The sequence below is a fragment of the Pseudomonas fluorescens genome (genome assembly GCF_902497995.1).
Classification (GTDB): domain Bacteria; phylum Pseudomonadota; class Gammaproteobacteria; order Pseudomonadales; family Pseudomonadaceae; genus Aquipseudomonas; species Aquipseudomonas fluorescens_BK.
Map to the genome: position 1 here is coordinate 1 of NZ_CABVII010000022.1, position 25,477 is coordinate 25,477.

Genomic DNA, 25,477 nt, shown 5'->3' on the forward strand with positions numbered 1-25,477 from the left:
GATCAGAAGGCGTTAAAGCGAAGGGGGAAGTCGGTCGGGCCATGCGCATAACCAAGCCATAATATTGGGCGCTTAGTATATTCCTGACCAAAATATAAATAAATGAATTAACCGCTCATGCCACTAGCGCGTCCAGTAGCGCTCATATTCATGCTCGGCAAAATCCGCGAGCAGAAAATCGATGAACACACGCAGCTTGGTCGGCATATAACGACGACTTTGAAAAGCCATGTTGATCGTCAGGCGCGGCAAGTCCCAATCATCCAGCACCGGGATCAGGCGCCCTGCCACCAGGTCGGCATTGATGATGTACTTCGGTTGCACCAGGATGCCGCCATGGGCCAAGGCCGCTGCGCGGACAATCTGCCCGTCGTTGGTTTCCAGGATAGGGTCGACCTTGACCACGCGCTCTTCATCTCCCTTGGTAAAGCGCATGACCCGGGGCTGGTTGGCGTGGCTGTAAAGCAACAGATCGTGATCGGCCAGATCGTCGAGGGTCTTCGGCGTGCCCTTGCGCTGCAGATAACCGGGTGAAGCGGCCAGCACCCGCCGGGTTTCGGCGAGCCGGCGAATGGTGATATTGGAATCCGGCTCGTATTCCTTGGTCCTGATCGCCAGGTCGATTTCGCTGTCGATAATGTCGAAATAGCGGTTTTCACCCAGCACCTTGACGGTGATATGCGGGTACTTCTTGCGAAACGCCGGGATCAGCGGCGCAATATGCAGCATGCAAAACGAGATGGAAGAGGTAATCGTCAGCGTGCCAACTGGCTGCACCAGCGATTCGCTGAGGGAAGCCTCGGCTTCCTTCAGCTCACCAAGGAGGCTCTTGCAGCGCGCATAAAACTGATGACCGGAATTGGTCAGCGCCAGGCGTCGTGTGTTGCGGTCAATCAATCTGACGTTGAGCCGTTGCTCCAACGCAACCAGGTGCCGGCTTGCAGCGGCATTCGACAGCCCGAGTATTTCCGCGGCCTTGGTCAGGGTGCCGACTTCCGCCGTCGTTACAAAAAGTTCCAGTTCGGTCAGCCGATCCATCCTGTGCTCCGCGGGTATTTTTTCATAGGTGAAATAAAGAATTCCGTAGACGGACTTTTTTTACACTGTGCGGAACTATAACGTGCAGCGCTATGACCTGAAAAGAGTGGCCCAAGACGTATCTCGCAAACACCAGGGGTGCTTTGGGCTTAACAAAATCAAGGAGCCAAGATGCGAAATCTGGACGAAGCGACCATTACGCAAGCCGTTCTGGCGCGTCATAGCAGCACCGCTGATGCGCGCTTGTGCGAGGTAATGACCAGCCTCGTACAACATCTTCATGCTTTCGCTCGCGATATCAAACTGACCGAAGAAGAGTGGCGCGGCGGCATTGCTTTTCTCGAACAAGTGGGCAAAGCCTGCTCGTCCGATCGCCAGGAGTTTGTGCTCCTGTCCCACACCCTGGGTCTGTCGACCCTGGTGCTGGCACAGAACGACAGGAAGCCGACGGGTTGCACCGAGGCGACAGCCTTCGACATGCCACAGACCCGGAACACCACGATGTATGACCTGGGCGCCGACATCAGTGCCGGGCTCCACGGTGCCAAAGGGTACATGAGCGGCACCATCCGTGACGCCAAAGGCAATCCGGTGCCCCATGCTGCCATACAGGTCAGCCAGCCAGGTAGCGACGTCCATAATCCTGTGGCGAACGATACCGACCACGCCTTGCTGCAATCCGACCCGCTCGGCCGCTACTTTTTCTCCACCGTCGTGCCGCAAAGCCACCGCGTACTCCATGACGGTCCTGTCGGCTCAATGCTCACGGCGCTCAATCGCCACGCCTGGCGCCCGGCGCACCTGAAGTTCGTGATCAGTGCCCCCGGTTACAAACGGTTGGTCACCCATGTGTTCCGCGAAGGTGATCCCTACCTTGATTCCGATGCCTTGTTCGGCGTGCGTTCTTCACTGATCACTCACTGGGCGCAACAACCTCCCGGCGAGACGCCAGACGGGACTGTCAGCAATGATCCGTTTTATACCCTGGCGTTCGATTTCTGCCTGGCGAAAGAGTAGTCGTCGATCACCTTGTCAATTCCAGTCTCGAGGGCCCCATGAGCAACGAGCCGTCCATCACCGCATTGATTTCATCGTTGGAAGAACGGCGTTATCAAGCGATGCAAAGTAATGACCTGGAGAACATTCAGCGTCTGCTGCACCCCGAACTCAGTTATGTTCACTCAAGTGGAAAAGTGGATAACCGCGAGAGCTTTTTGAACAACCTGCGTGATGGACTTTCCATCTATCACCGAATTCAACACGTGGTTCATAAAGTCCATCAGTCAGGCGATACCGCCATCGTCTTTGGCGAAATGGTTGCCGATATCACTTCCCATGGCGTGGCTAAAACAATCCAGAACCGAACATTGAATGTCTGGCTGAGGACAGGAATGGATTGGCAATTGTTTGCCTATCAACCGACCCCTATCGCCCCTCGTTCATCATCCCTACCTGCTTGCGGAGAATAGACGTATGTCCACGTCCCCCTTTATTTATAACGGTCAGCCATCGCGCGTCATCTTCGGCCAAGGTTCGCTGCAACAACTGGAAGCGGAAATCGATCGACTGGGCGCCAAGCGGGCGTTAGTCCTCTGCACGCCAGAACAACGCGCCCAAGCTGAACATATTGCCCAATTACTCGGCAGCCGCGCCGCGGACATTTTCGACAAGGCCGTCATGCACGTGCCCATCGAAACCGCCCGTGAAGCCCGCGAACTGGCACGCAAGCTGGGCGCCGATTGTGCAGTGGCCATTGGTGGCGGCTCAACCACAGGTCTCGGCAAGGCCATCGCGATGGATTCCGGCTTGGCTATCCTGGCGATCCCGACCACCTATGCCGGATCCGAGATGACGCCGGTATTCGGCCTGACCGAAAACGGCCTCAAGCGCACCGGCAAAGATCCTCGCGTACTGCCCAGAACCGTGATCTACGACTCGGCGCTTACCGTCAGCCTGCCCGTGGACATGTCCATCACCAGCGGCATGAACGCCATTGCCCACGCCGCCGAAGGTTTGTATGCCCAGGATGGCAATCCGGTGATGTCGCTGATGGCCGAGGAAGGCATTCGGGCGCTCGCCGCCGGCATGAAAACCATCCGTCACAACCCAAGCGATCTCGACGCCCGCGATGATTGCCTGTATGGCGCCTGGCTCTGCGGCACCGTGCTCGGCAACGTCGGCATGGCCTTGCATCACAAGCTTTGCCACACCCTGGGCGGCAGTTTCAACTTGCCCCATGCACAAACCCATACCATCGTGCTGCCGCACGCGATTGCCTACAACCAGTCTGCCGCGCCGGGCCTGTCGCGCATTTGCCGGGCGCTGGACGTTGAGAATTGCAGCCCGGCGGCCGCACTGTTCGACCTGTCCAGCTCACTGGGCGCACCGACCCGGCTCAAGGATCTGGGCTTGACCGAAGCCGACCTGGACCGTGCCACCGACATCGCGATGTCAAACCCGTACTGGAACCCAAGGCCTATCGAAGCCGTGGCGATTCGCCAGTTGCTACAGAATGCTTTTGATGGTGAGCGTCCACAGTAAGCAGTTCCCCAATAGGAGAAATTTTATGAGACCTGTAGTCATTGCCGTGGCGATTACCGGATCGGTGCCACGTAAAAAGGATAATCCGGCCATTCCCGTGACCGTTTCCGAACAGATCGAATCGACACATGAAGCGTTCGAAGCAGGCGCATCACTGGTCCATCTTCATGTTCGCAACCCTGATGAAAGCTCGTCTTCGGAACCTGCTTTATTTGGACAGGTGCTGGAGGGGGTGCGCAAACACTGCCCGGGGATGATCGTACAGTTTTCAACGGGCGGCCGGGGCCGCGATCAAAGCGCGCGGGGAAATCCGCTGTCACTCAAGCCGGACATGGCGTCGCTAGCCACCGGGTCGGTCAATTTTCCCACCATCGTCTACGAGAATGCGCCAGCATTGGTCGTGGAATTGGCTACCCGCATGAAAGCGAATGAGGTTGTGCCAGAGATTGAAATTTTCGATCTGTCGCATATCTATGGCGCCCAACGCCTGGTCGAGAGCGGCCTGCTGACCGATCATCCGCATGTGCAGTTCGTGATGGGAATAAAAAATGCCATGCCGGTGGAAGAACACTTGCTGGATATTCTGCTCAGTGAACTCAAGCGCGTCCTGCCCAAGGCGACATGGACGGCAGCCGGCATCGGCCGGTACCAGACCGAGGTGATCGACTGGGTGCTGAAACGCAATGGCGACGCGGTTCGCACAGGGCTGGAAGACAATATTCGGATCAGCCAGGATCGGCTTGCCAAAAGTAACGCCGAACTGGTGGAGATTGCGGTTGAACGATGTGCCAGGCATGCGGCACGGCCAGCAACGCCTGCCGAGGCGCGGTTGATGCTGGGATTACCAGTATGGGGATGAGTCAGTAAGGCAGATTGAACGGCGTGACGATCTGCACCTGTGACGGCGCAATCGGCCCGACCTTCCACAAGCGATGAAACTGCAGGATATGCAGGAAAACCTGACGCGCATCGATCTGCAGGTCGTGGTCGATGATTGCGGCGATTTTTTCCTCCGCTAGCAATTGGCGGTTTTCCTCGTCCAGGTCGTGGCCGATAAACACCTCAAGCGGGCGATCCAGCGCGGCGAACGCGTCGACGATCGCCCGGTTGCCTCCACCAACGCTGTAGACCGCCTTGAGGCAGGGATACCTTTTCAGCGCCTCGATCACACGCTCGAAGGTGCGTTCGTAAACCCCGTAGCCACCGCTGATGTCCAGCACCCGCAAATGGGCGGCACGGCTGCGCAGCCACATGCGAAAGCCCATTTCCCGCTCTTCCTCACCCCGAAACAGCTCACTACCGATCACCACGGCGACGTCCTGTGGCACCGGGATCAGCCAGCGCGACAGCAGGTAGGCGGCGGTCTGCCCGGCGGTACGGTTGTCCATGCCGACGTAGCCGATGCGTTCGCTGTGCGGCAAGTCAGTGACCAGGGTGACCACCGGAATGCCGACCGCGGCCAATTGCTTGACCGCCAGGTTAACGGCCGGCTCATCGGCGGCCTTGAGCACCACGCCCTGGCTGCCGGTGCTTGCGCAGCGCAGCAACTGGTCGTGCATCGCCTGAGGCTCGATTTGTTCAAACAAGTGAAACCGCGGTGCGATGCGAAACGGCGCCAGACTGCTCAATTGCGCGGTCATTGCCGCCTGCACCGCCGCACTGAAGCGTTGCGGCGTGTGCATGATCACGTCGACATGGAAAGTACGCCCCGCCGCGAGGCCGTTCTTTTCCTGGGCCTCGAGTTCGTTCAGGGCCTGCTCGATACGGCGGTGGGTCTGGTAATGCACGCTGCCGCGCTGATGCAGCACGCGATCGACCGTCGCCTTGCTGACGCCTGCCTGGGTGGCGAGCTGCTTGATGGAAAAGTGTTTGGCACGTTCGAGCATCGGTTTGAGCCTGAGGTTTTCTTGAGGTCTTTTTGGGCGTTACTGAGGTTATGCCAATGCTAGTCTCAGTTTCGCCAGGCGTCGAGCCTGGGCAAGGACAACAACAAGAATCCAGGAGAACCCCATGCCTCAAACCGACCTCAGCACCTCGTTCCGTGGCCAGTACTTTGTCGTCACCGGCAGCACCCAGGGCCTCGGTGCGGCGGTGGCCCACACCCTGGCGCGCCGGGGTGCCGCCGGCCTGATCATTTGCGGACGCCGCGCCGACCAGGGCCAGGCCCAGGTCCGCCAGTTGGCGGGGCTCGATTGCCAGGCATTTTTCGTCGAGGCCGACCTGGAGCGCATCGAGGATTGTCGTGCGGTGATCGACGCCGCCCGCAGCCGTTTTGGCACCCTGCATGGCTTGGTCAACTGCGCCGGCATGTCTGATCGCGGCGGCATCCTCGACACCTCCCCCGAGCTGTTCGATCGCCTGTTCGCGCTCAACGTGCGAGCACCGTTCTTCCTCATCCAGCAAGCGCTGAAACTGATGATCAGCCAAGGCGTGGAAGGTGCCATCGTCAACATCCAAAGCATCGTCAGCCACGGCGGGCCGTCGTATCTGACCCCTTACTCGGCGTCCAAGGGTGCCCTGGCGACACTGACCAAAAACGTGGCCTTCAGCGCCCTGCGCAACCGCATTCGGGTCAACGGCCTGAACATCGGCTGGATGGATACGCCTCATGAAGACGAAATCCAGCGCCGCTACCATGGCGCCGAGGATGGCTGGCTGGCGGCCACCGAGCGCGCGCAGCCTTTCGGACGCCTGCTCAAGCCCGAGGAAGTGGCACAAAGCGTTGCGTTCCTGCTGTCCCGCGAATCGGGAATGATGACCGGCACCGTGATCGATCTGGAACAAGGCGTGATCGGCTGCGGCGACGAGACCGCCCCGCGCCCCGCCAGCCCGTTGAGCCTGACGGGAGAAGCGCAGCCATGAATCAGCCGCTGTCAGCTTTTGTGCGTGCCGATGCAGTGCAGTTGCAGGTCTTCACCCGACTGTGCGAACAGCAGGCCGATCCCAAGGACTATCCCCACTGCAGCGAAGTGCAAGGCAACGTGCCGATCTATCACGCGCAGACGTTGCGCGACGGTGACCGCAATGGGGTGATGAACGAGTTGCACCGGCTGTTTCGCGACGGCCCTGGAGTCATGGTGGTACGCCAGGGCTATACAGACCTGGCCGTGGTCGATCGCCACAGCCAGGTGTTCGAGGCGATATTCGCCCGGGAAGCCGCCCGGGGCATGGCCGCCGATCACTTCGCCAAGGCCGGCAGCAACGGGCGCATCTGGAATTCGTTGCAAAAGGCGGCGCTGCAATCCCCGTCGTCTTTTGTCGAGTACTACGCCAACCCGCTATTGGGGCTGATTGCCGAAGCCTGGCTGGGCCCGGGTTATCAAGTCACGGCCCAGGTCAACGTGGTGCATCCGGGCGGCCAGGCGCAACAGCCCCATCGTGACTACCACCTGGGGTTTCAGACGGAGGAAGTCGTCGAGCGCTTTCCGTTGCCCCTGCATGTGCTGTCCCAGTACTTGACGTTGCAGGGTGCCGTGGCCCATTCCGACATGCCGCTGGAAACCGGCCCAACCCTGCTGTTGCCGTTTTCCCAGCAATACGCCCTGGGTTACCTGGCCTGGCGCCGCCCGGAATTCATCGACTACTTCCAGCAACACGCCGTGCAGTTGCCGCTGAACAAAGGCGACCTGCTGTTCTTCAACCCGGCGCTGTTCCACGCTGCCGGAAGCAACCGCACGCGGGATCGCCAGCGCATGGCCAACCTGCTGCAAATCTCCTCGGCGTTCGGCAAGACGATGGAAGCCCTGGACCGCGACCGCATGATGCTGGCGCTCTACCCGTGCCTGCTGCAACGCCTGGGCGACAAGGTGCTGGACGCCCAGGCGCTGGACGCGGTGATCGCCTGCACGGCCGACGGCTACGCCTTCCCCACCAACCTCGATACCGACCCGCCCCTGCATGGCCTGGCCCCGCAGACCGGGCAACAGCTGATGTTGCAAGCGCTGACGGAACGCTGGACCTACGTGACCTTTGCCGAACGTGTCGCGCAGATGAGCGCCAAGCGCCGGGCATGACCTGTGTTTCCAGACTATTCAAAAATAACAACAAACCGGACTGAAACCATGAAAAAACCACTCCTGACCTTGCTCTTCGCCACCCTCTTCGCGCCCTTGGCACTGGCCGATGTCCGCATCGGCGTCAGCATCGCCCAGGTGGACGATGTGTTCCTGGCGCAGATGCGCGACTACATGGCCGCCCACGCCAAGGAACTGCCGGGCGTAACCCTGCAGTTCGAAGACGCCCAGGGCGATGTGGTACGCCAGCTCAACCAGGTGCAGAACTTCACCGCCCAGAGCATGGACGCGATCATCGTCAACCCGGTGGACACCGCCGCCACGCAAAAGATCACCGTTGAGGCGCAGAAGGCCAGCGTCCCCCTGGTCTATGTCAACCGCCGCCCCGACCAGGCCGAATTGCCGCCTGGCATCGGCTATGTGGGTTCGGACGAGATCAAGGCCGGCGAGATGCAAATGCGCTACCTGGCGGAAAAAATGGGCGGTAAAGGCAATCTGGCGATCATGCTCGGCCTGCTTTCCAACAACGCCACCCTCAACCGCACCCGGGGCGTGAAGGAAGTGCTTAAAAGCTATCCGGACATCCACGTGGTTGAAGAACAGAGCGCCGACTGGCAGCGCAGCAAGGCCATGGACCTGATGAACAACTGGATTCTGTCGGGCAAGAAAATCGATGCAGTGGCCGCCAACGCCGATGAAATGGCGATCGGCGCGGCGATGGCCATCAACCAGGCTGGCATGCGCTCAGGCAAGGACATCCTGGTCGGTGGCAGCGATGGCGGTCCCGCCGGCCTGGACGCGATCAAGAAAGATCAACTGCTGGTAACCGTCTACCAGGACAACAAAGGCCAGGCCATCGGGTCCATTGACCTGGCACTGAAGATGATCAGGAAAGAACTCTATACCGCAGAGTTGACCATTCCCTATCAGCTGATTACCAAGGCCAACTATCAGGACTTTGTTAACCCTTGATTGGAGCGGGCTGCACGGTCGACCGGTGAAGGTGGGCCAGGACCAACAAGCCAACGACACACCCGTGAAAAAGCCCGACGCTGGAATGATCGGGTTTTTTCCCTCATTGCTCGGTAATGATCGCCATTACCTAGCCCCGGAATTTTTGCCCGACCAAATGAAAGGGGGCACACACACCTGACCATCAAACAGCAGCCTGGCAGTGCGCAGCAGCCCACAGCCAACCAGCGCGCCATTGTCTGTTTGCCCCCCTTGGAAGTGCCGCCGCGCATCATCAGACAAGGAATAAGAGTCTGGCTCATGCTCAGCCCTCCAGTTGATCGAGGCAGCGAGGTCTTGTACCCGAACGTCGGCACCTCCCATCGCACGAAAGCATCGACCACCGTGTAACTGCCCAACCAGAAATCGTTGGCGTTGTTGGCGGCGCGCTCTGGGATATCGGCAACGTCTACCCGGACAAGTGCTACCTGAGCACCACCCAGGGCAAGCGAGCCTCAGCAAAAACAACAAGACAACACATTGACATATTAAAAGAACGAAGCGTATCTTCGATCTCACTGCAAAGGTCCTTCACATAACCATAAAAACAATCAAACCCTGTGAATACGGCGCCAAAATGAAGCAAACCAAAAAGAGCACGCCAGCTTTCTGTTCTGCAACTCCAGTAACCATCGGAGTTAATGACAATATGATTGCATTTATCCGTTTTGTCATTCTGCCTGCATTGGCTGATCGTTGCGCTCTGATCACCGACTGTTTACAAGAGGACGAGGGCCTTTCGCTGGGCAGCCCCGATGCACAAAACATCACTTGCATTCCCTTCCTCTTCCCCCTCCGCAGGCCCCACCCTCCCTGCGCGCGCATCCAGCGGTAACGGTTAACCCCCAGCCTGATTGGCACTGGGGCTGGTCACATAAGAACAACATCACCAGGCAGGAAGAAAACCGATGAGCAACGTCATTCTCGAAACCCGGGGGCTGACCAAAGAGTTCAATGGCTTCACCGCCGTCGACTCGGTCTCTCTTCAAGTGCAGGAGGGGCATATCCACGCCCTGATCGGTCCCAATGGTGCCGGCAAGTCTACGGTCTTCAACCTGCTGACCCACTTCCTGCCCGCCACCCGCGGCGATGTGCTCTATCAAGGGAAGGTCATCGGCAAGCTTGCGCCGAACAGGATTGCCCGCCTGGGGCTGGTGCGCTCTTTCCAGATATCGGCCGTGTTCGGGCAGATGAGCGTGCTGGAAAACGTGCGCATAGCCTTGCAGCGCGAACTCGGAACCTCCTTTCATTTCTGGAAAGCCGCGGGCTCGCTCGACCACCTCAACCAGTGGGCCATGCACCTGCTCGAACAAGTCGACCTGCAGGACTTTGCCCTGCACAAAACCGCCGAATTGCCTTACGGCCGCAAGCGCGCACTGGAGCTGGCCACCACACTGGCCCTGGAGCCCAAGGTGCTGCTGCTCGACGAACCGACCCAGGGTATGGGCCACGAGGACGTCGACCGCGTGGTAGAGCTCATCCGCAAAGTCGCCGTTGGCCGCACGGTGCTGATGGTCGAACATAACCTGCGCGTCGTCAGCAGTTTGTGCCATCGCATCACGGTATTGGCGCGCGGCAGCGTGCTGGCTGAAGGTGACTACGCCAGCGTTTCGGCCAACCCGCAGGTGCGCGAAGCCTACATGGGCAAGGAGGTCGCGCATGTCTGAAGTACACAGCCCGGTGCGTGAACAACTGCGCCTGTCCAACGTGCATGCCTTTTACGGCGAATCCCACATCCTGCACGGTGTCGACATGACCGTGAATCGCGGTGAACTGGTCACACTGCTAGGTCGCAACGGTGCCGGTCGCAGCACCATCCTGAAGTCGATCATGGGCATGGTCGGTCGCCGCACCGGCTCAATCTGCATCAACGGCGAAGACACCATAAAGGTGCCCGCGCACCAGATCGCCCGCCGCGGTGTCGGGTTCTGCCCCGAAGAGCGCGGCATCTTCGCCAGCTTGAACGTCGAAGAGAACCTCATGCTGCCGCCGACCGTGGCCAGCGGCGGCCTGTCGCTCGACGACATCTACAGCATGTTCCCCAACCTCTACGAGCGCCGCAAAAGCCAGGGCACACGCCTGTCCGGCGGCGAACAGCAGATGCTGGCGATGGCTCGAATCCTGCGCACCGGCGCCACCCTGCTACTGCTCGACGAGATCACCGAAGGCCTGGCACCCGTCATCGTCGAGCGCCTGGGCGAGGTCCTGGTCGACCTCAAGCGCCGGGGTATCACCATTGTTCTGGTGGAGCAGAACTTCCGTTTCGCCGCCCCCTTGGCCGACCGTCATTACTTGATCGAACACGGCCAGGTTGTCGAACACTTTACCGCCGGGGAACTGGACGGCAAACGCGATCAACTCAACGCCATGCTCGGCGTCTGACCCTGCTGTATCCGACCCCTAACAACAATTGGCTCCCTCTCAAGCCGTGGAGACTCGCATGTCAGCAGCTTTCAACTTCAATGCCGCCACTCTGACCAGAACGATCACTGTCAGCCTGTTCACTGGCCTGCTCGCCAGTACCGCCCAGGCCAGTATCAGCGACAATGAGATTCGCATCGGTTACCTGGACGACATGAGTGGCCCCTACAGCGATCTGGCCGGCCCCGGCGGACTGGAGGCCATGCGCATGGCCATCGAGGACGTTGGCGGCAAGATCGGCCAGCACAAAATCGAACTGTTCTCTGCCGACCACAAGAACAATGCCGACCTCGGCGCCAACATCAGCCGCCAGTGGATAGACCAGCGCAATGTCGACCTGATCGCCGGGCTCAACTCCTCTGCGGTGGCTATCGCGGTCACCCGACTGGTGGAAGAAAAACACCGCTTCGCCATCGTTTCCACCGCCGCCGCTGCCACCCTGACCAACGAATACTGCACGCCCAACCACCTGCATTACGTGTACGACACCTATTCGGTGTCCAACGGTGCGGCCAAGGCCATCGTCGCCAGCGGCGGTGACACCTGGTACATGCTCAGCGCCGATTATGCCTTCGGCCACGCCATGGATGCGCAGGTCTCGAAGGCCGTTGTCGAAAGCGGCGGCACGATCATCGGCAAAGCCAACCACCCGTTCCAGACCACCGATTTTTCCTCCTACATCCTGCAGGCCCAGGCATCCGGCGCCAAGATCATCGGCCTTGCCAGCGCCGGCTCCGACCTGGTCAATGCCATTTCCACCGCCAAGCAATTCGGCCTCATGGAATCCGGCCAGACCCTGGCCAGCCTCATGGTGTTCATCACCGACATCAAAGCCATCGGCCTGCCCACCGCCCAAGGCACCCAGTTCGTTTCCGGTTGGTACTGGGACATGAACGATGAGTCCCGCGCCTGGGCCAACCGCTACTTCGAGCGCACCCAGCGCATGCCGACCATGGTTCAGGCCGGCATGTATTCCAGCACTTTCCAGTACCTCAAAGCAGTGGAGGCTACCGGCTCCGACGAGCCCCAGGTAGTGCGCGAATACATGATGAAAACGCCGATCAACGACATGTTCACCAAGAACGGTCGGGTTCGTGTCGATGGCCGCATGGTGCACGACATGTACCTGGCCCAGGTGAAGACGCCCGAGGAATCGAAGGGTGAGTGGGACCTGTTCAAGATTCTCGGCACCATTCCCGCAGACGAGGCGTTCCTGCCGCTTTCACAAAGCAAGTGCAAGCTCGTCAACGCCGACCAGAAAGTGGCCGGCGCGTCGCGCCCGTGACCCAGCCCGAGGACACCTGACATGACCATGATATTCGGGATACCCCTGGCAGCCCTGTTCGGCCAGCTATTGCTGGGCCTGATCAACGGCGCCTTCTATGCGCTCCTGAGCCTGGGGCTGGCAGTGATCTTCGGCCTGCTGCGGATCATCAATTTCGCCCACGGCGCACAATACATGCTCGGCGCCTTCGCCACATTGCTGCTGCTCAAGTACCTGAATGTGAACTATTGGGTCGCGCTGTTTCTGGTGCCACTGCTGATTGGCGCCCTGGGCATATTGATCGAGCGCCTGCTCCTGCGGCGCATCGCGCACCTGGATCATCTCTATGGCCTGCTGCTGACTTTCGGCCTGGCCATGATTATCGAAGGCAGCTTCATCAACCTGTTCGGCGTGTCCGGCAGCAGCTACCCGATTCCACCAGCACTGCAAGGCGGTTTCAAGCTGGACTTCATGTTCCTGCCGGCCTACCGCGCCTGGGTGCTGGTGGCCGGACTGGGGATGTGCCTGATGACCTGGTACGTAATCGAGAAAACGCGCCTGGGCGCCTACCTGCGCGCCGGCACTGAAAAACCTGCACTGATGCAGGCCTTCGGGGTCAACGTGCCGCTGCTGACCACCCTCACCTACGGCTTCAGTGTGGCGCTGGCCGCCTTTGCCGGCGTCCTGGCGGCGCCGATCTATTCGGTTTCGCCGACCATGGGTTCCAACCTGTTGATCGTCGTCTTCGCGGTGGTGGTCATCGGCGGCATGGGCTCGATCATGGGCGCCATCCTCACCGGGGTCGCCATGGGCTTGATCGAAGGCTTGACCAAGGTGTTCTGGCCCGAGTCTTCCGGCACCGTAATCTTCCTGGTGATGATTCTGGTGCTCCTGATGCGCCCCAATGGTCTGTTCGGTAAGGAGGCTTGAATTCATGAATGCCCAATCTCTGCTGGCTATCGCGCAACAGCGCGGGATCCTTGAACAACGTCAACTCAACATGCTGTACATCACCCTGATCGCGCTCGGCCTGATCGCACCCTGGATCGCCTACCCGGTGTTCCTGATGAAGCTCCTGTGCTTCGGCCTGTTTGCCTGCTCGTTCAACCTGTTGCTCGGTTATACCGGCCTGCTGTCTTTCGGTCACGCGGCGTTTCTGGCGGCGGGCGGCTACAGCACGGGCTACCTGTTGAGCCAACATCCGGGCATCGGCCCGGAACTGGCGATCATCGGCGGCACGGCTGCCGCTGCACTGGTAGGGGCGCTGTTCGGTGCCCTGGCCATTCGGCGTCAGGGTATTTATTTCGCCATGATTACCCTGGCCCTCGCGCAGTTGCTGTACTTCCTGTTTCTCAAGGCGCCCTTCACCGGCGGTGAAGACGGTCTGCATGGCTTCAGTCGCGGCAAGCTGCTGGGCTTCATCGACCTGACGGATAACCACGCCATGTACTACTTCGTGCTGGCCATCACCATGCTTGGCTTCGCACTGGTCAAGCGCGTGGTGTACTCGCCCTTCGGCCAGATTCTTCAGGCCATCCGCGAAAACGAAGACCGCGCCACTTCGCTGGGCTACAACGTCTCGCGGTACAAGTGGCTGGCCTTTGTCATTTCATCCGGTGTCGCGGGCCTGGCCGGCTCTACCAAGGCCGTGGTGTTTCAGTTGGCAACGCTGTCGGACGCACACTGGCACATGTCCGGCGAGGTGGTGCTCATGACCTTGCTCGGCGGTGTCGGCCCCCTCCTCGGCCCATTTGTCGGCGCCGGCATCGTGGTCTCGCTGCAACACCTGTTGGCGCAATCTCCGCTGGGCACCTGGGGGACGCCGATCCTCGGCTGCATTTTCGTGCTCTGTGTTCTCTGTTTTCGTTCCGGCGTCGTCGGCTCGATCAAGCTGCTTGTGAAGAAGAATTTCAAGTGACTCATATTGATAAGCGATAAGGACATGACCATGAACAACTCCGCCGTCTGGACACCATCCGCCGACTATATCCGAAGCACCCGCCTGCATCAGTGGATGCAACAATTGGGCGAGCGCGACTATGACGCCTTCCTCGAGCGCTCCACCAACGATCCCCAGTGGTTCGCCAGCGCCCTGGAAAAAGCCCTCGGCGTCGTCTGGGACCAGCCTTGCCAGACGCCGCTCAACGCCGCTGGCGGCATCCAGCATCCGCGCTGGTACGAGGGCGGCCAACTCAACATTGTGCGCACGGCGCTGGAGCGCTGGGCTGCCGACCCGCTGCAAGCGCAGAACAACGCGCTGATCTGGGAAAGCGAAGATGGCCAGAGCCTTGAAGTGAGCTATGGCGAACTGGCGCGCCGGGTCAACAACGTTGCCCAAGGCCTGAGCGAACTGGGCGTGGTCAGCGGCGACCGTGTCGCCATCTACATGCCGATGCTGATTGAAACCGTGGTCGCTCTGTTGGCCGTGGTCAAGCTAGGCGCCATCTTCACCCCCGCCTTTTCAGGCTATGGCGCCGAAGCCCTGGCCACCCGCATCGACGCCTGCGGTGCCAAGCTGCTGATCACCGCCGATGGCTTCATGCGGCGCGGCAAAGTGATCGCCATGAAAGAAGAAGCCGACAAGGCCGCCGATCTGTGCCCGTCACTGGACAAGGTCGTCGTGGTGCGCCGCCTGGGGCGTGAAATCCCCTGGCACCCAACCCGCGACCTGGACTTTGCCGCGCTGCAAGCCTGCGACGGCAGTCAGTGCACGACAGTGGTCGTGGACAGCCAGGCGCCGATGATGATCATCTACACCTCGGGCACCACCGGCAAACCCAAGGGCGCGGTCCACACCCATGGCGGCTTCCCGCTCAAGGCGGCGCTGGATGTCGGCTTGTGCATGGACGTCGGGCAGAACGACCGCCTGTTCTGGATCACCGATATGGGCTGGCTGACCGGCCCGGTGGTGGTCTTCGGCAGTCTGATCAACGGCGCCTGTGCCGTCATCTATGAAGGCTCGCCGGATTACCCGCAAGCGGACCGGGTGTGGAAGCTGGGCGCGCGCCATCGTGCCACCCACATCGGCGTATCGCCGACCCTTGTGCGCTCACTGATGCAACATGGCGATGCCATTGCCCGGGGCCATGACCTGAGCGCCCTGCGCACTTTCACCTCGACCGGCGAACCGTGGAACCCGGAGCCCTGGTTGTGGCTGTTCAATACCGTCGGCCAGGGTCACTACCCCATCATCAACTATGCGGGCGGCACCGAGATCGGTGGCGGCATCCTGACCAACGTACTGATCAAGCCCATTGCCCCGGTGACCTTCAACAGTCGCATGCCGGGCATGGCGGCAGACGTCTGCGACACCGAGGGTCAGCCGGTGCGCCAGACGCTGGGCGAGCTGGTTCTGCGACAGCCGTGGATCGGCATGACCCAAAGTTTCTGGCAGGAACCGCAGCGCTATGAACATTCGTACTTCAACCGTTTCCCGCAGACCTGGGTGCACGGTGACTGGGCGATCATCGATGGCGAAGGCTTCTGGACCATTACCGGGCGCTCTGACGACACCTTGAATGTAGCCGGCAAGCGTATCGGCCCGGCCGAGATGGAGTCGATCCTGGTCAGCCACCCCCAGGTGCTGGAAGCCGGCGCCATAGGTATTCCCGATGACATCAAGGGCGAGACACCGGTGTGTTTCGTGGTGCTGCATCCAGGCACCGAAGCGACCACTGTGCTGGAGCTGGAACTGCTCGGCATGATCGACACCCGGCTGGGCAAGGCCATGCGCCCCAAATGCCTGCACTACGTCAGCGAGCTGCCCAAGACTCGCAACGGCAAGGTCATGCGCCGGGTGATTCGCGCCGCTTACCTGGGGCTGGACGCCGGCGACCTGACGTCGATGGAAAACCTCGCCGCCCTTGGCACCGTCAGTCGCTGCCGCCTGCAACCGGCCTGAACAGGAGTGCCGACATGAGCCAGACACAACGTACCGTCGTAGTCACGGGCGCAGCGCAGGGCATCGGCCTGGCAATTGCCAGGGCCTTCGCCGCGCAAGGTGATTTCGTGGCCTTGTGCGACATCAACCTGGCCGCCGCGCAACAGGCTGCCAGTCAATTACCCAACGCCCGCGCCTTTGCCGTGGACGTGACCAGCGAGGCGCAGATCGTCGCCTTTTACCAACAATTGCTGTCCGAGAGACCTTGCGTCGATGTACCGGTGAACAACGCCGGCCTGCAGCACATCGCGCCCGTGCAAGACTTTCCGCTGAGCCAATGGAACACCCTGCTGGCGGTGATGCTGACAGGGCCCTTCCTGATGAGTAAGCACGCCCTGCCGAGCATGCTCAAGCAACACAACGGACGCATCATCAACATCGCCTCGGTGCACGGCAAACTGGCTTCGCCCTATAAAAGCGCTTACGTCGCCGCCAAGCACGGGCTGATCGGCCTGACCCGCACACTGGCACTGGAAACGGTCAACCGGGGCATCACCGCCAACGCCATTTTGCCTGGCGCCGTGCGCACCTCGCTGGTGGAAAAGCAGTTGCCGCAACTGGCCGCCCAGGACCACATCAGCGAGGAAGAAGCCCTGCAACGGCACATCCTTGCGCGCCAACCCCTCAAGCGCCTGCTGGAGCCGAGCGAGATCGGCGACAGTGCGGTTTACCTGGCTTCCCACGCTGCGCGCGCCATTACCGGCGAGTCGCTCAGCGTTGCCGGCGGCTGGTGAGCGTCATGTTTCTCACGGCGCTCACCGGCTACCGGTTTCCTGAATACCCATGGTCGTTCGAGCCCGAACGGGTAATGGCGCTCAATGATGCCCTTGGCATCTCCCCTGGCTGCAACCAGCCGCCGCCAACCCTGGCCTTCAGTGCAGACATGGATCACGGGGTGGTTAACCAGCTGTTCACGCTGACCGGCCTTGAGGCGCATCAACTGTTGCACGGCGAACAGCATTTCCACTACCACCGCCCCTTGCAGCCGGGCCAGGTCTACCGCAGCAGAGCCCGCCTCAGCGAGGTCATCAACAAGCCACGTTTCAGCCTGCTGCACAAACAAACCCGCCTGTTCGCCCCGACCGGCTCCCTGGCGTGCGAGATGCTCAGTATCTATGTGGCCCTCCCGCAACCGGGAACGCCAGGCACCGGGCCGGCATTCGAGTCGCAAGACCGGCAACCGGCCCGAACCGCGACCGTCGTCAGTCGTGAGCTGATCCAGGCATTTGCCCGCGCGTCGGGGGATGACAACCGTGTTCACCTGGATCCGGCCGTTGCACACCAGGCCGGCCACCCGGATGTATTTGCCCAGGGAATGCTCGGAATGGGGCTATTGGGCGCGCTGTTGCCCGGCACGCGCTTGCGACGTTTTGGCGTGCGATTCCTGTCGCCCATTGCCCTGGGAGACCAGCCAAGGCTGTACCAGACAGGCGCCAGCAGCCGCCACCTTATATTGGCCAACGAAAACGATCGCATTCGAATCAGAGGCTATGCCGAACTCGACTGACGGGTTAAAGGCGCCATTGGACAATCGCAAAAAACCCGGCAATACGCTCACTCAAGGGCTGCTCGCCTCTCAACCCGGAGACAATCCATGCATGTAGATAACGCCATACGTTCACGCAAGTCAGTGCGCCGCTTTCTGCCCATTGGCATCTCGAAACCGGTGATCGAACATATTCTGAAGGTGGCTTCACGGGCGCCCAGCGGCAATAACCTGCAGCCCTGGCATGTGCATGTGCTGACCGGCGATGCCAAGCAGTCGCTATGCGCCGACATCCTTGAATCCACGGCGGCTGAAACCGGGCAACATGATCCCGAATATCAGTATTATCCGGACAACTGGTTCGAACCCTATCAGAGCCGCCGTCGCGCCTCCGGTTTCGGCCTGTATGAAGCGCTCGGCATCGACCGACACGACTTGCAGGCACGCGAACGCCAGAACCTGCGCAATTTCCACTTTTTCGACGCGCCGGTCGGCCTGCTGATCAGCCTCGACCGACGACTCAATACCGGCAGCTACATCGACCTGGGCATGTTCATCCAGAACATCATGCTCGCCGCGCGTGGCCAGGGCCTGCACACCTGCCCCCAAGCCGCGTTCGCCTGGTATCACCAGATCGTCCGCCGTCATGTGCCGCTGGCGGATGAAGACATCCTGGTCTGCGGCATCGCACTGGGACATGAAGACCGCAATGCACCGGAAAACAGCCTGCAGACACAGCGTGAGCCGGTGGCCGCCTTCACTTCATTCCACGGCTTCAAAGAGCACGCGCCCCTGTAGGAGCTAATGCCGTTCAGTTAAGGAATGTAGGACCGCATTCGCATAACTGAACGGCATTACCTGCAGGAGCCGGCTTGCCGGCGAAGGCGGCCTTGGATATTGCATCGGGCTATCAGAAAAACGCCTGGATTCCGGTCTGCGCACGACCCAGGATCAGCGCATGCACGTCATGGGTGCCTTCGTAGGTGTTGACCACTTCCAGGTTGACCAGATGACGGGCCACGCCGAATTCATCGCTGATGCCGTTGCCGCCCAACATATCGCGCGCCAGCCGCGCAATATCCAGCGACTTGCCACAGCTGTTGCGCTTCATGATCGAGGTGATTTCTACCGCCGCCGTGCCTTCGTCTTTCATCCTTCCCAGGCGCAGGCAGCCTTGCAGGGCCAGGGTGATCTCGGTCTGCATATCCGCCAGCTTCTTCTGGATCAACTGGCTGGCCGCCAACGGGCGACCAAACTGATTGCGATCCAGCACGTACTGGCGCGCGGTGTGCCAACAGTCTTCCGCCGCACCCAGCGCGCCCCAGGCGATGCCGTAACGCGCCGAGTTCAGGCAGGTGAACGGACCGCGCAGACCACGCACATCCGGGAAGGCGTTCTCTTCAGGGCAGAACACGTTATCCATGACGATTTCACCGGTAATCGACGCACGCAGGCCGACCTTGCCGTGGATCACCGGCGCACTCAGACCCTGCCAGCCCTTCTCCAGGACGAAGCCGCGAATCTGCCCTTCATCGTCCTTGGCCCAGACCACGAACACGTCGGCGATCGGGCTGTTGGTGATCCACATCTTGCTGCCCGTCAGACGGTAGCCGCCGTCGACTTTTCTCGCCCGGGTAATCATCGAACCCGGGTCAGAGCCATGGTTCGGCTCGGTCAGGCCGAAGCAGCCGATGTAATGACCGCTGGCCAGCTTCGGCAGGTACTTCTGCCGGGTGGCTTCGTTGCCGAATTCGTTGATCGGCACCATCACCAGCGAGGACTGCACGCTCAGCATCGAGCGGTAGCCAGAGTCGACCCGCTCGACTTCGCGAGCGATCAGGCCATAGCACACATAGTTCAGGCCGCTGCCGCCGTAAGTCTCGGGAATGGTGGCGCCGAGCAAGCCGGTCTCGCCCATCTCGCGGAAGATCGCAGGATCGGTCTGTTCATGACGAAAAGCCTCCAGCACCCGGGGCGCCAGCTTGTCAGCGGCGAACTGTTGGGCACTGTCGCGCACCATGCGCTCTTCTTCGGTGAGTTGTTGATCCAGCAGCAGCGGGTCGATCCAGTTGAAGCTTGCCTTGTTGGCCATGGGTGTTTTCTCCGGGTTCATTCTTGTGGTGTTTGTCAGTCGAGGCGTTCGATCACGCAGGCAATGCCCTGGCCCAGGCCAATGCACAAGCTGACCAGGGCGTAGCGCCCGTTGCTGCGTTCCAGCTGACGCACCGCGCTGTAGGCCAGACGGGCACCGGAAGCACCGAGCGGGTGACCGACGGCAATGGCGCCACCGTTGGGGTTCAGGCGCGGATCATCGAAGGCCAGGCCGAGCTGTTTGGCGCAGCCCAGCACCTGCGCAGCAAACGCTTCGTTGATTTCGATCAGGTCCATGTCGGCCAGGGTCAAGCCGGCGCGCTGCAAGGCCTTGCGGCAGGCAGGCACCGGCCCGAGCCCCATCAGGCGCGGTTCGACACCGGCCACAGCACCGGCCAGAATGCGCGCCCGAGGTCTTAGACCGGCCTTCTCACCGATGCCGCGCGAGCCAATCAGCAGCGCAGCCGCGCCATCGTTGATGCCCGAGGCATTGCCTGCAGTGACAACGCCGCCGTCAAACAGTGGGCGAAGGCGCGACAGCGCTTCGAAGGTGCTTTGCGGACGCGAATGCTCGTCGCACTCGACAATCTTCGGCGGCTGCTTACGTCCCTGTGGCACCTCGATCGGCAAGATTTCACCGGCCTGGAAACCGTCCTGCACCGCTGCTTCGAACAGCGCCTGGCTGCGGGCGGCATAGGTGTCGGCGTCTTCGCGGCTGATACCCAGCTCACGGGCGACGTTGTCGGCCGTCTCCGGCATCGAATCGGCACCGAATTCGGACTCAACCTTGGGGTTGGGGAAGCGTGCGCCGATGCTGCTGTCATAGACGCGCAAGTCCCGTGACCAGGCGCTTTGCGCCTTGGCAACGACGAAAGGTGCGCGGCTCATGCTCTCGGCGCCGCCGGCAATGAACAGCTCGCCTTCGCCGACCTGCACGGCGCGGGCAGCATCCAGTACCGCGGCCAGGCCGGAGCCGCACAGGCGGTTGACGGTCAAACCGCCCACCGCCGTCGGCAGACCGGCCAGCAGGGCAACGTGGCGCGCCAGGTTGCGCCCGTCCTCACCTGCCTGGCTGCTGCAGCCGGCGATCAGGTCTTCATAGTCGCGCACGTCGAACGGGTTACGCGCCACCAGGGCACGCACCACACTGGCCAACAGGTCATCGGGGCGCACATCAGCCAAAGCCCCGGCGTGGCGACCGAACGGCGAACGCAAACCATCATAAATATAGGCCGTCATGCTCAATCCTCGGCAGTGGTCAGTGGCAGGCCGAGCTGGACCCGGCGCCGCAGCCAGGGGCTGACCCGATAGCGCGGTTCCTGGTACAGCTCATGCAGTTGGTGCAGGATCTGCTGGATCTGCAACGCACCATAATGGTCACCAAAACCCAGCGGACCATGGGGGTAACCGAGGGCCAACTGCACCGCACGGTCCAAGGTGGCGGGCTCGGCGATACGGCGCTGGGCAATCTCGCAACCCAGGTTGACGATCCCGGCGAGCACGCGCTGGGCAATGAAGCCCGGCGAGTCGTTGATGACTTCCACCGGCACGCCATCGGCGCCCAGGGCCTGGCGTGCCTGTGCCAGTACCTGCGCGTCGAGCGCCGGCTGGCGCATCAGGACGCGGCGCGTGTCGAAACCGACGAAAGTTTCCAGCGCCAGGCTGCGTCGCGGCGGCAGCCGCTTGCGGGCAATCACGCTGCTGGCATCCTCGCCTAGCGGCGTCACCAGGCAGATGGCGTTCGCACTGGGCTGATCGCTCTGCTCCAGAACAACTCCGGCGACAGACAGCACCGCCGCTATCCGCTCGCGCATGGCCGAGTCGCCGCAGTCCAGCCAGAACGGCTGGGTGATGGCCACCTGCGGCGGCGCCTGCGGCGCTTCCTCGACCACACGACCGTCCTGGTAGCGATAGAAGCCCTGCCCTGTCTTGCGCCCCAGCAAACCACTGGCCAGGCGGGGTGGTACCAGCGCCGACGGTGTATAGCGTGGGTCCTGGTAAAACTGGGTGTGGATCGACTCCATCACCGCCTGGGAAATGTCGAGACCCACCAGGTCAAACAGCTCGAACGGCCCCATGCGAAAGCCCAGGCTGTCCTTGAGGATGCGATCGATTTGCGCCGGGGTGGCAATCCCCTCGCCCAGGATACGCAAGGCCTCCGGACCGAAGGCCCGACCGGCATGATTGACCAGGAAGCCTGGGGAGTCAGGCGTCGTCGCGGCAAAATGTCCAGCATGCCCGGCCAACGCCGCCAGGCGCTCGACCACCTGCGGGTCGGTCAGCTCACCGCGGACCACTTCGACGATCTTCATCAGTGGCACCGGGTTGAAAAAGTGAAACCCGGCCACCCGCTCGGGATGCCGACAGGCACTGGCAATCAGGCTGACCGACAAGGATGAGGTGTTGGTTGCCAGCACCGCGTCGGCCCTGACCACTTGCTCCAACGCGCGGAACAGCCCCTGCTTGGCCTCGAGGTTTTCAACGATCGCCTCGATCAACACATCACAATCGGCCAGGGCCTCAAGACTTACGGCCGGCCGCATGCAGGCCAGTGCGGTCGCCAGTGCTTCACGGCTCAACTTGCCCTTGGCTGCCGAGCGCTCGAGCAGTGCCCGGTTGGCTTGCAACGCCTCCTCAGTCGCTTCGTTGCGGCTGTCATACAGCAACACCGGAACGCCGGCGGTAGCGAACAGCTGAGCGATTCCCCGGCCCATGGCACCGCTGCCGATCACACCGATTTGTTTGAAACTATTCACAAGCACCTCCCCGGATCGCCCGTTCCAGTTCCGGCACGGCGTCGAACAGATCCGCCACCAGCCCGTAGTCGGCCACCTGGAAAATCGGCGCCTCTTCGTCCTTGTTGATCGCCACGATGACCTTGGAGTCCTTCATGCCGGCCAGATGCTGGATCGCCCCGGAGATGCCCACGGCGATGTACAACTGCGGCGCCACGATCTTGCCGGTCTGGCCGACCTGCATGTCGTTCGGCACAAAACCGGCATCGACGGCAGCGCGCGACGCACCCACGCCCGCGCCGAGCTTGTCGGCCAGCGCATAGAGGTGTTTGAAGTTGTCGCCGTTCTGCATGCCACGGCCACCGGACACGACAATCTTCGCGGCGGTCAGCTCCGGGCGATCGGACTTGGCCAGCGCTTCACTGACGAAAGCCGACCGGCCGCTGTCGATGACCGTGGCGAGGGCTTCGATGGCTGCTTTGCCACCTTCGGCGGCAGCGGCGTCGAACCCGGTACCGCGCACGGTGATCACCTTTATGGCGGCAGTCGACTGCACCGTCGCGATGGCGTTACCCGCATAGATCGGGCGCTTGAAGGTATCGGCGCTTTCGACCGCGATGATCTCCGAGATCTGATCCACATCCAGTTGCGCGGCAACTCGCGGCAAAATATTTTTACCGTGACTGGTGGCGGCAGCCAGGATGTGGCTGTAGCGGTCAGCCCCTGCGTCCTGAACAAGAGCGACGACCAAAGGAGCGACGTTTTCCGGCAGTTGGTGAGCGTAGGCGGCGTTGTCGGCCAGCAGCACTTTCGTCACGCCAGCCACCTTCGCCGCCGCTTCTGCCACGGCACCAGCGCCCTGACCTGCGACCAGCACATGAATGTCGCCACCGATCTGCTGAGCCGCGGTCACGGTATTGAGGGTGGCAGCTGCCAGTGCTGCGTGAGTGTGTTCAGCGATAACCAGGATAGCCATTAGATTACCTTCGCCTCGTTTTTCAGTTTCTCGACCAGTTCGGCCACCGACTTGACCTTGATCCCGGCGCTGCGAGCGGCCGGCGCTTCGACTTTCAAGGTGTGCACGGTGCAAGCGCAGCTGACGCCCAGAGCGCTGGGTGTGAGCACCTCCAGCGGCTTCTTCTTGGCTTTCATGATGTTGGGCAGCGACGCGTAGCGCGGTTCGTTCAAACGCAGGTCGGTGGTGACGATGGCCGGCAGTTTCAGGGCAACCGTCTGCGCGCCGCCGTCGATTTCGCGGGTCACCGCAACGCTGTCACCGCTGATGGCGACTTTCGAAGCAAAAGTGCCCTGACCGTAGCCGCTCAATGCCGCGAGCATCTGGCCGGTCTGGTTGTTATCACTGTCGATGGATTGCTTGCCGAGGATCACCAGTTGCGGTTGTTCCTTGTCGACAACCGCTTTCAACAGCTTGGCCACGGCCAGGGAAGTCAGATCTTCGGCAGATTCGACGAGGATGGCGCGGTCGGCCCCCAGCGCCAGCGCCGTGCGCAGTTGCTCCTGTGCCGCGCTGCTGCCGATGCTGACGACCACCACCTCAGTGGCAATGCCTTGTTCTTTCAGGCGCACCGCTTCTTCCACGGCAATTTCACAGAAGGGATTCATCGCCATCTTGACGTTGGCCAGGTCGACGCCAGAGTTGTCCGCCTTGACGCGGACCTTGACGTTGAAATCCACCACACGCTTTACCGCCACCAGTACTTTCATAGTGTGTTCCCGTCTTGGCGCGGCGACCTGTGCCCGAGGCGGTCACCGCTTGAAGTGATTGATCAGGCGCTGCGCAGCAAGTCTGCGTAGGCCTGCAGATGGTGGTCGTCATCACCCAACTGATGCCCCAACATCACCAGACGCTTGGCGTGATGAGCCAGGCTGTACTCCCAGGTCATGCCGATACCGCCGTGCAACTGGATCGCTTGCTCGGCCATCAGGCGCGCTGCGCGCACCACCACGAATTTGGCCGCGGCCAGTTGCCGGGAGCGCTCGTCGCTGTCGGCCTCATCGGCTACGCAGGCCGCAAGGATGGCCATGGAAGTGGCCATTTCCAGCTCGCCGCGCATGTCGGCCATGCGGTGTTGCAACACCTGGAACTTGCCGATCGGCGCGCCGAACTGCTTGCGCGTCTTGAGATAGTCGAGGGTCAGGCGGAAGGCTTCCTGCATGCCACCAATGGCTTCGGCGCACTGCCCGGCAATGGCGCGACCCTGCTGATAACGCAAGGCCGGCAAGGCCTCGCCGACGTTGCCGAGCAAAGCGCCCCGGGCCACAAACACATCGTCGAGGATCAGGTCGCTGGCACGTGGGCCATCGATGCAGGGGTAATCGCGACGCTGCAGCCCGTGGGCCTGCGCCTCGACCAGGAACAGGCTGATGCCTTGTTCGCAACGCGCATCACCGTCGGTGCGCGCCGATACCAGGATCAACCCCGCACTGGCAGCGCCAACCACTGCAATCTTGCGTCCGGACAGACACCAGCCCCCCTCGACCGGGCGCGCCTGGGTCTGCACATCGTGCAATTGGTAGTGGCTTTGCAGTTCTTCCAAAGCCACCGCCAATTGCAGCGAGCCTTCAGCCACTTGCGGCAACAGGTCTGCCTGCTGGCTGGTATCGCCCAGTTGCTGCAACAGACCGGCCGCGTGAATCTGCGACTGCAAGAACGGCTCCAGGCACAGGTTGCGACCCAGCTCGGTCATGATCAGCATGTTATCCACGCCGCTGCCACCAAAGCCGCCATGTTCCTGGGCAATCGGTACCGAACACAGGCCCAGTTCGGCCATCTGGTTCCAGAACGCCGGGCTCATGCCGGCTTCGCTGTGGTAGTAACCTTCCCGCGCTTCAAAGCTGTAGTGATCGCGGGCCAGTCGGGCCACGGTGTCTTGCAGCATCTGCTGCTCGGAGCTGAGTGTGAAGTCCATTGCGTGC

The 25,477-nt window shown here is 61.3% G+C and carries 25 protein-coding genes; 17 read left to right on the plus strand and 8 right to left on the minus strand.

Annotated features, from left to right (window positions below; all coding sequences use genetic code 11):
- Nucleotides 1-123: 123 nt before the first annotated feature.
- Nucleotides 124-1,038: a LysR family transcriptional regulator gene (locus F8N80_RS23100; protein WP_150746503.1), complete on the minus strand. Its 915-nt coding sequence runs from the start codon at nt 1,036-1,038 to the stop codon at nt 124-126.
- Nucleotides 1,039-1,209: 171 nt separating this feature from the next.
- Here F8N80_RS23100 and F8N80_RS23105 point away from each other — a divergent pair, with 171 nt between their 5' ends.
- Genes F8N80_RS23105 through F8N80_RS23120 form a run of 4 tightly spaced genes read left to right on the plus strand, consistent with a single transcriptional unit; the run spans nt 1,210 to nt 4,438 of the window.
- Complete coding sequence (locus F8N80_RS23105) at nt 1,210-2,055, plus strand: dioxygenase (protein WP_150746502.1); 846 nt, start codon at nt 1,210-1,212, stop codon at nt 2,053-2,055.
- Nucleotides 2,056-2,093: 38 nt separating this feature from the next.
- Nucleotides 2,094-2,507 carry a nuclear transport factor 2 family protein gene (locus F8N80_RS23110; RefSeq protein WP_150746501.1) on the plus strand — a complete coding sequence of 138 codons (414 nt, stop codon included), beginning with the start codon at nt 2,094-2,096 and terminating at the stop codon, nt 2,505-2,507.
- 4 nt (nt 2,508-2,511) lie between these two features.
- Nucleotides 2,512-3,579, plus strand: coding sequence for a maleylacetate reductase (locus F8N80_RS23115; protein WP_150746500.1), 1,068 nt, complete (start codon nt 2,512-2,514; stop codon nt 3,577-3,579).
- A gap of 25 nt (nt 3,580-3,604) precedes the next feature.
- Complete coding sequence (locus F8N80_RS23120; protein WP_150746499.1) at nt 3,605-4,438, plus strand: 3-keto-5-aminohexanoate cleavage protein; 834 nt, start codon at nt 3,605-3,607, stop codon at nt 4,436-4,438.
- 1 nt (nt 4,439) lies between these two features.
- On the opposite strand, the gene F8N80_RS23125 is transcribed toward F8N80_RS23120, so the two are convergent.
- Nucleotides 4,440-5,465 carry a LacI family DNA-binding transcriptional regulator gene (locus tag F8N80_RS23125; RefSeq protein ID WP_150746498.1) on the minus strand — a complete coding sequence of 342 codons (1,026 nt, stop codon included), beginning with the start codon at nt 5,463-5,465 and terminating at the stop codon, nt 4,440-4,442.
- A gap of 124 nt (nt 5,466-5,589) precedes the next feature.
- On the opposite strand from F8N80_RS23125, the gene F8N80_RS23130 reads away from it, so the two are divergent.
- The 13 genes from F8N80_RS23130 (at nt 5,590) to F8N80_RS23190 (ending at nt 18,512) form a co-directional block, all read left to right on the plus strand.
- The gene (locus F8N80_RS23130; protein WP_150746497.1) at nt 5,590-6,441 is read left to right on the plus strand and encodes an SDR family oxidoreductase; all 852 of its coding nucleotides are present in this window, start codon (nt 5,590-5,592) and stop codon (nt 6,439-6,441) included.
- Nucleotides 6,438-7,592 (plus strand): phytanoyl-CoA dioxygenase family protein, encoded by a 1,155-nt coding sequence (locus tag F8N80_RS23135; protein ID WP_150746496.1) that lies wholly within the window; start codon nt 6,438-6,440, stop codon nt 7,590-7,592. The genes F8N80_RS23130 and F8N80_RS23135 overlap by 4 nt, the downstream gene beginning before the upstream one ends.
- 48 nt (nt 7,593-7,640) lie before the next feature.
- A complete protein-coding gene (locus F8N80_RS23140; protein ID WP_150746495.1) occupies nt 7,641-8,564 on the plus strand; it encodes a sugar ABC transporter substrate-binding protein in 924 nt (307 codons plus the stop codon).
- 616 nt (nt 8,565-9,180) lie between these two features.
- Entirely contained in the window at nt 9,181-9,438 is a 258-nt protein-coding gene (locus F8N80_RS23145) for a hypothetical protein (protein ID WP_150746494.1), read from the plus strand.
- 73 nt (nt 9,439-9,511) lie between these two features.
- Nucleotides 9,512-10,270 (plus strand): ABC transporter ATP-binding protein, encoded by a 759-nt coding sequence (locus F8N80_RS23150; protein ID WP_150784766.1) that lies wholly within the window; start codon nt 9,512-9,514, stop codon nt 10,268-10,270.
- Nucleotides 10,263-10,985 carry an ABC transporter ATP-binding protein gene (locus F8N80_RS23155; protein WP_150746492.1) on the plus strand — a complete coding sequence of 241 codons (723 nt, stop codon included), beginning with the start codon at nt 10,263-10,265 and terminating at the stop codon, nt 10,983-10,985. Before F8N80_RS23150 ends, F8N80_RS23155 begins: the two co-directional genes overlap by 8 nt.
- A 58-nt stretch (nt 10,986-11,043) precedes the next feature.
- On the plus strand, nt 11,044-12,309 hold the full coding sequence (locus F8N80_RS23160) for an ABC transporter substrate-binding protein (RefSeq protein ID WP_150746491.1): 1,266 nt from the start codon (nt 11,044-11,046) through the stop codon (nt 12,307-12,309).
- 21 nt (nt 12,310-12,330) lie between these two features.
- Entirely contained in the window at nt 12,331-13,218 is an 888-nt protein-coding gene (locus F8N80_RS23165; RefSeq protein ID WP_150746490.1) for a branched-chain amino acid ABC transporter permease, read from the plus strand.
- A 4-nt stretch (nt 13,219-13,222) separates the two neighbouring features.
- Nucleotides 13,223-14,206: a branched-chain amino acid ABC transporter permease gene (locus tag F8N80_RS23170; protein WP_191632967.1), complete on the plus strand. Its 984-nt coding sequence runs from the start codon at nt 13,223-13,225 to the stop codon at nt 14,204-14,206.
- A 30-nt stretch (nt 14,207-14,236) separates the two neighbouring features.
- Nucleotides 14,237-16,189, plus strand: a complete 1,953-nt coding sequence (locus F8N80_RS23175) for an AMP-binding protein (RefSeq protein WP_150746488.1) — start codon at nt 14,237-14,239, stop codon at nt 16,187-16,189.
- A 14-nt stretch (nt 16,190-16,203) separates the two neighbouring features.
- Nucleotides 16,204-16,962 (plus strand): 3-hydroxybutyrate dehydrogenase, encoded by a 759-nt coding sequence (locus tag F8N80_RS23180; protein WP_150746487.1) that lies wholly within the window; start codon nt 16,204-16,206, stop codon nt 16,960-16,962.
- Nucleotides 16,963-16,967: 5 nt separating this feature from the next.
- Nucleotides 16,968-17,735, plus strand: a complete 768-nt coding sequence (locus tag F8N80_RS23185; RefSeq protein ID WP_150746486.1) for a MaoC family dehydratase — start codon at nt 16,968-16,970, stop codon at nt 17,733-17,735.
- 87 nt (nt 17,736-17,822) lie between these two features.
- Complete coding sequence (locus F8N80_RS23190) at nt 17,823-18,512, plus strand: nitroreductase (protein ID WP_150746485.1); 690 nt, start codon at nt 17,823-17,825, stop codon at nt 18,510-18,512.
- A 112-nt stretch (nt 18,513-18,624) separates the two neighbouring features.
- Here F8N80_RS23190 and F8N80_RS23195 read toward each other — a convergent pair whose 3' ends face one another.
- The 6 genes from F8N80_RS23195 to F8N80_RS23220 form a co-directional block, all read right to left on the minus strand.
- Nucleotides 18,625-19,806 carry an acyl-CoA dehydrogenase gene (locus tag F8N80_RS23195; RefSeq protein ID WP_150746484.1) on the minus strand — a complete coding sequence of 394 codons (1,182 nt, stop codon included), beginning with the start codon at nt 19,804-19,806 and terminating at the stop codon, nt 18,625-18,627.
- A gap of 35 nt (nt 19,807-19,841) precedes the next feature.
- A complete protein-coding gene (locus F8N80_RS23200) occupies nt 19,842-21,044 on the minus strand; it encodes a 3-oxoadipyl-CoA thiolase (protein ID WP_150784767.1) in 1,203 nt (400 codons plus the stop codon).
- A gap of 2 nt (nt 21,045-21,046) precedes the next feature.
- Nucleotides 21,047-22,561 (minus strand): 3-hydroxyacyl-CoA dehydrogenase, encoded by a 1,515-nt coding sequence (locus tag F8N80_RS23205; RefSeq protein WP_150784768.1) that lies wholly within the window; start codon nt 22,559-22,561, stop codon nt 21,047-21,049.
- Nucleotides 22,554-23,516, minus strand: a complete 963-nt coding sequence (locus F8N80_RS23210; protein ID WP_150746481.1) for an electron transfer flavoprotein subunit alpha/FixB family protein — start codon at nt 23,514-23,516, stop codon at nt 22,554-22,556. Before F8N80_RS23210 ends, F8N80_RS23205 begins: the two co-directional genes overlap by 8 nt.
- Nucleotides 23,516-24,265 (minus strand): electron transfer flavoprotein subunit beta/FixA family protein, encoded by a 750-nt coding sequence (locus F8N80_RS23215; RefSeq protein ID WP_150746480.1) that lies wholly within the window; start codon nt 24,263-24,265, stop codon nt 23,516-23,518. The genes F8N80_RS23210 and F8N80_RS23215 overlap by 1 nt, the downstream gene beginning before the upstream one ends.
- A gap of 62 nt (nt 24,266-24,327) precedes the next feature.
- A complete protein-coding gene (locus F8N80_RS23220) occupies nt 24,328-25,470 on the minus strand; it encodes an acyl-CoA dehydrogenase family protein (protein ID WP_150746479.1) in 1,143 nt (380 codons plus the stop codon).
- Nucleotides 25,471-25,477: the final 7 nt, after the last annotated feature.

What these genes read in the sequence shown, in the direction of transcription:
- F8N80_RS23210 (WP_150746481.1), bottom strand. Translation starts at nt 23,516, where the DNA reads ATGGCTATCCTGGTTATCGCTGAACACACTCACGCAGCACTGGCAGCT.
- F8N80_RS23135 (WP_150746496.1), top strand. Translation starts at nt 6,438, where the DNA reads ATGAATCAGCCGCTGTCAGCTTTTGTGCGTGCCGATGCAGTGCAGTTG.
- F8N80_RS23185 (WP_150746486.1), top strand. Translation starts at nt 16,968, where the DNA reads ATGTTTCTCACGGCGCTCACCGGCTACCGGTTTCCTGAATACCCATGG.
- F8N80_RS23150 (WP_150784766.1), top strand. Translation starts at nt 9,512, where the DNA reads ATGAGCAACGTCATTCTCGAAACCCGGGGGCTGACCAAAGAGTTCAAT.
- F8N80_RS23200 (WP_150784767.1), bottom strand. Translation starts at nt 21,044, where the DNA reads ATGACGGCCTATATTTATGATGGTTTGCGTTCGCCGTTCGGTCGCCAC.
- F8N80_RS23215 (WP_150746480.1), bottom strand. Translation starts at nt 24,265, where the DNA reads ATGAAAGTACTGGTGGCGGTAAAGCGTGTGGTGGATTTCAACGTCAAG.
- F8N80_RS23140 (WP_150746495.1), top strand. Translation starts at nt 7,641, where the DNA reads ATGAAAAAACCACTCCTGACCTTGCTCTTCGCCACCCTCTTCGCGCCC.
- F8N80_RS23165 (WP_150746490.1), top strand. Translation starts at nt 12,331, where the DNA reads ATGACCATGATATTCGGGATACCCCTGGCAGCCCTGTTCGGCCAGCTA.
- F8N80_RS23195 (WP_150746484.1), bottom strand. Translation starts at nt 19,806, where the DNA reads ATGGCCAACAAGGCAAGCTTCAACTGGATCGACCCGCTGCTGCTGGAT.
- F8N80_RS23180 (WP_150746487.1), top strand. Translation starts at nt 16,204, where the DNA reads ATGAGCCAGACACAACGTACCGTCGTAGTCACGGGCGCAGCGCAGGGC.
- F8N80_RS23175 (WP_150746488.1), top strand. Translation starts at nt 14,237, where the DNA reads ATGAACAACTCCGCCGTCTGGACACCATCCGCCGACTATATCCGAAGC.
- F8N80_RS23115 (WP_150746500.1), top strand. Translation starts at nt 2,512, where the DNA reads ATGTCCACGTCCCCCTTTATTTATAACGGTCAGCCATCGCGCGTCATC.
- F8N80_RS23190 (WP_150746485.1), top strand. Translation starts at nt 17,823, where the DNA reads ATGCATGTAGATAACGCCATACGTTCACGCAAGTCAGTGCGCCGCTTT.
- F8N80_RS23125 (WP_150746498.1), bottom strand. Translation starts at nt 5,465, where the DNA reads ATGCTCGAACGTGCCAAACACTTTTCCATCAAGCAGCTCGCCACCCAG.
- F8N80_RS23110 (WP_150746501.1), top strand. Translation starts at nt 2,094, where the DNA reads ATGAGCAACGAGCCGTCCATCACCGCATTGATTTCATCGTTGGAAGAA.
- F8N80_RS23130 (WP_150746497.1), top strand. Translation starts at nt 5,590, where the DNA reads ATGCCTCAAACCGACCTCAGCACCTCGTTCCGTGGCCAGTACTTTGTC.
- F8N80_RS23105 (WP_150746502.1), top strand. Translation starts at nt 1,210, where the DNA reads ATGCGAAATCTGGACGAAGCGACCATTACGCAAGCCGTTCTGGCGCGT.
- F8N80_RS23145 (WP_150746494.1), top strand. Translation starts at nt 9,181, where the DNA reads ATGAAGCAAACCAAAAAGAGCACGCCAGCTTTCTGTTCTGCAACTCCA.
- F8N80_RS23160 (WP_150746491.1), top strand. Translation starts at nt 11,044, where the DNA reads ATGTCAGCAGCTTTCAACTTCAATGCCGCCACTCTGACCAGAACGATC.
- F8N80_RS23120 (WP_150746499.1), top strand. Translation starts at nt 3,605, where the DNA reads ATGAGACCTGTAGTCATTGCCGTGGCGATTACCGGATCGGTGCCACGT.
- F8N80_RS23155 (WP_150746492.1), top strand. Translation starts at nt 10,263, where the DNA reads ATGTCTGAAGTACACAGCCCGGTGCGTGAACAACTGCGCCTGTCCAAC.
- F8N80_RS23170 (WP_191632967.1), top strand. Translation starts at nt 13,223, where the DNA reads ATGAATGCCCAATCTCTGCTGGCTATCGCGCAACAGCGCGGGATCCTT.
- F8N80_RS23220 (WP_150746479.1), bottom strand. Translation starts at nt 25,470, where the DNA reads ATGGACTTCACACTCAGCTCCGAGCAGCAGATGCTGCAAGACACCGTG.
- F8N80_RS23100 (WP_150746503.1), bottom strand. Translation starts at nt 1,038, where the DNA reads ATGGATCGGCTGACCGAACTGGAACTTTTTGTAACGACGGCGGAAGTC.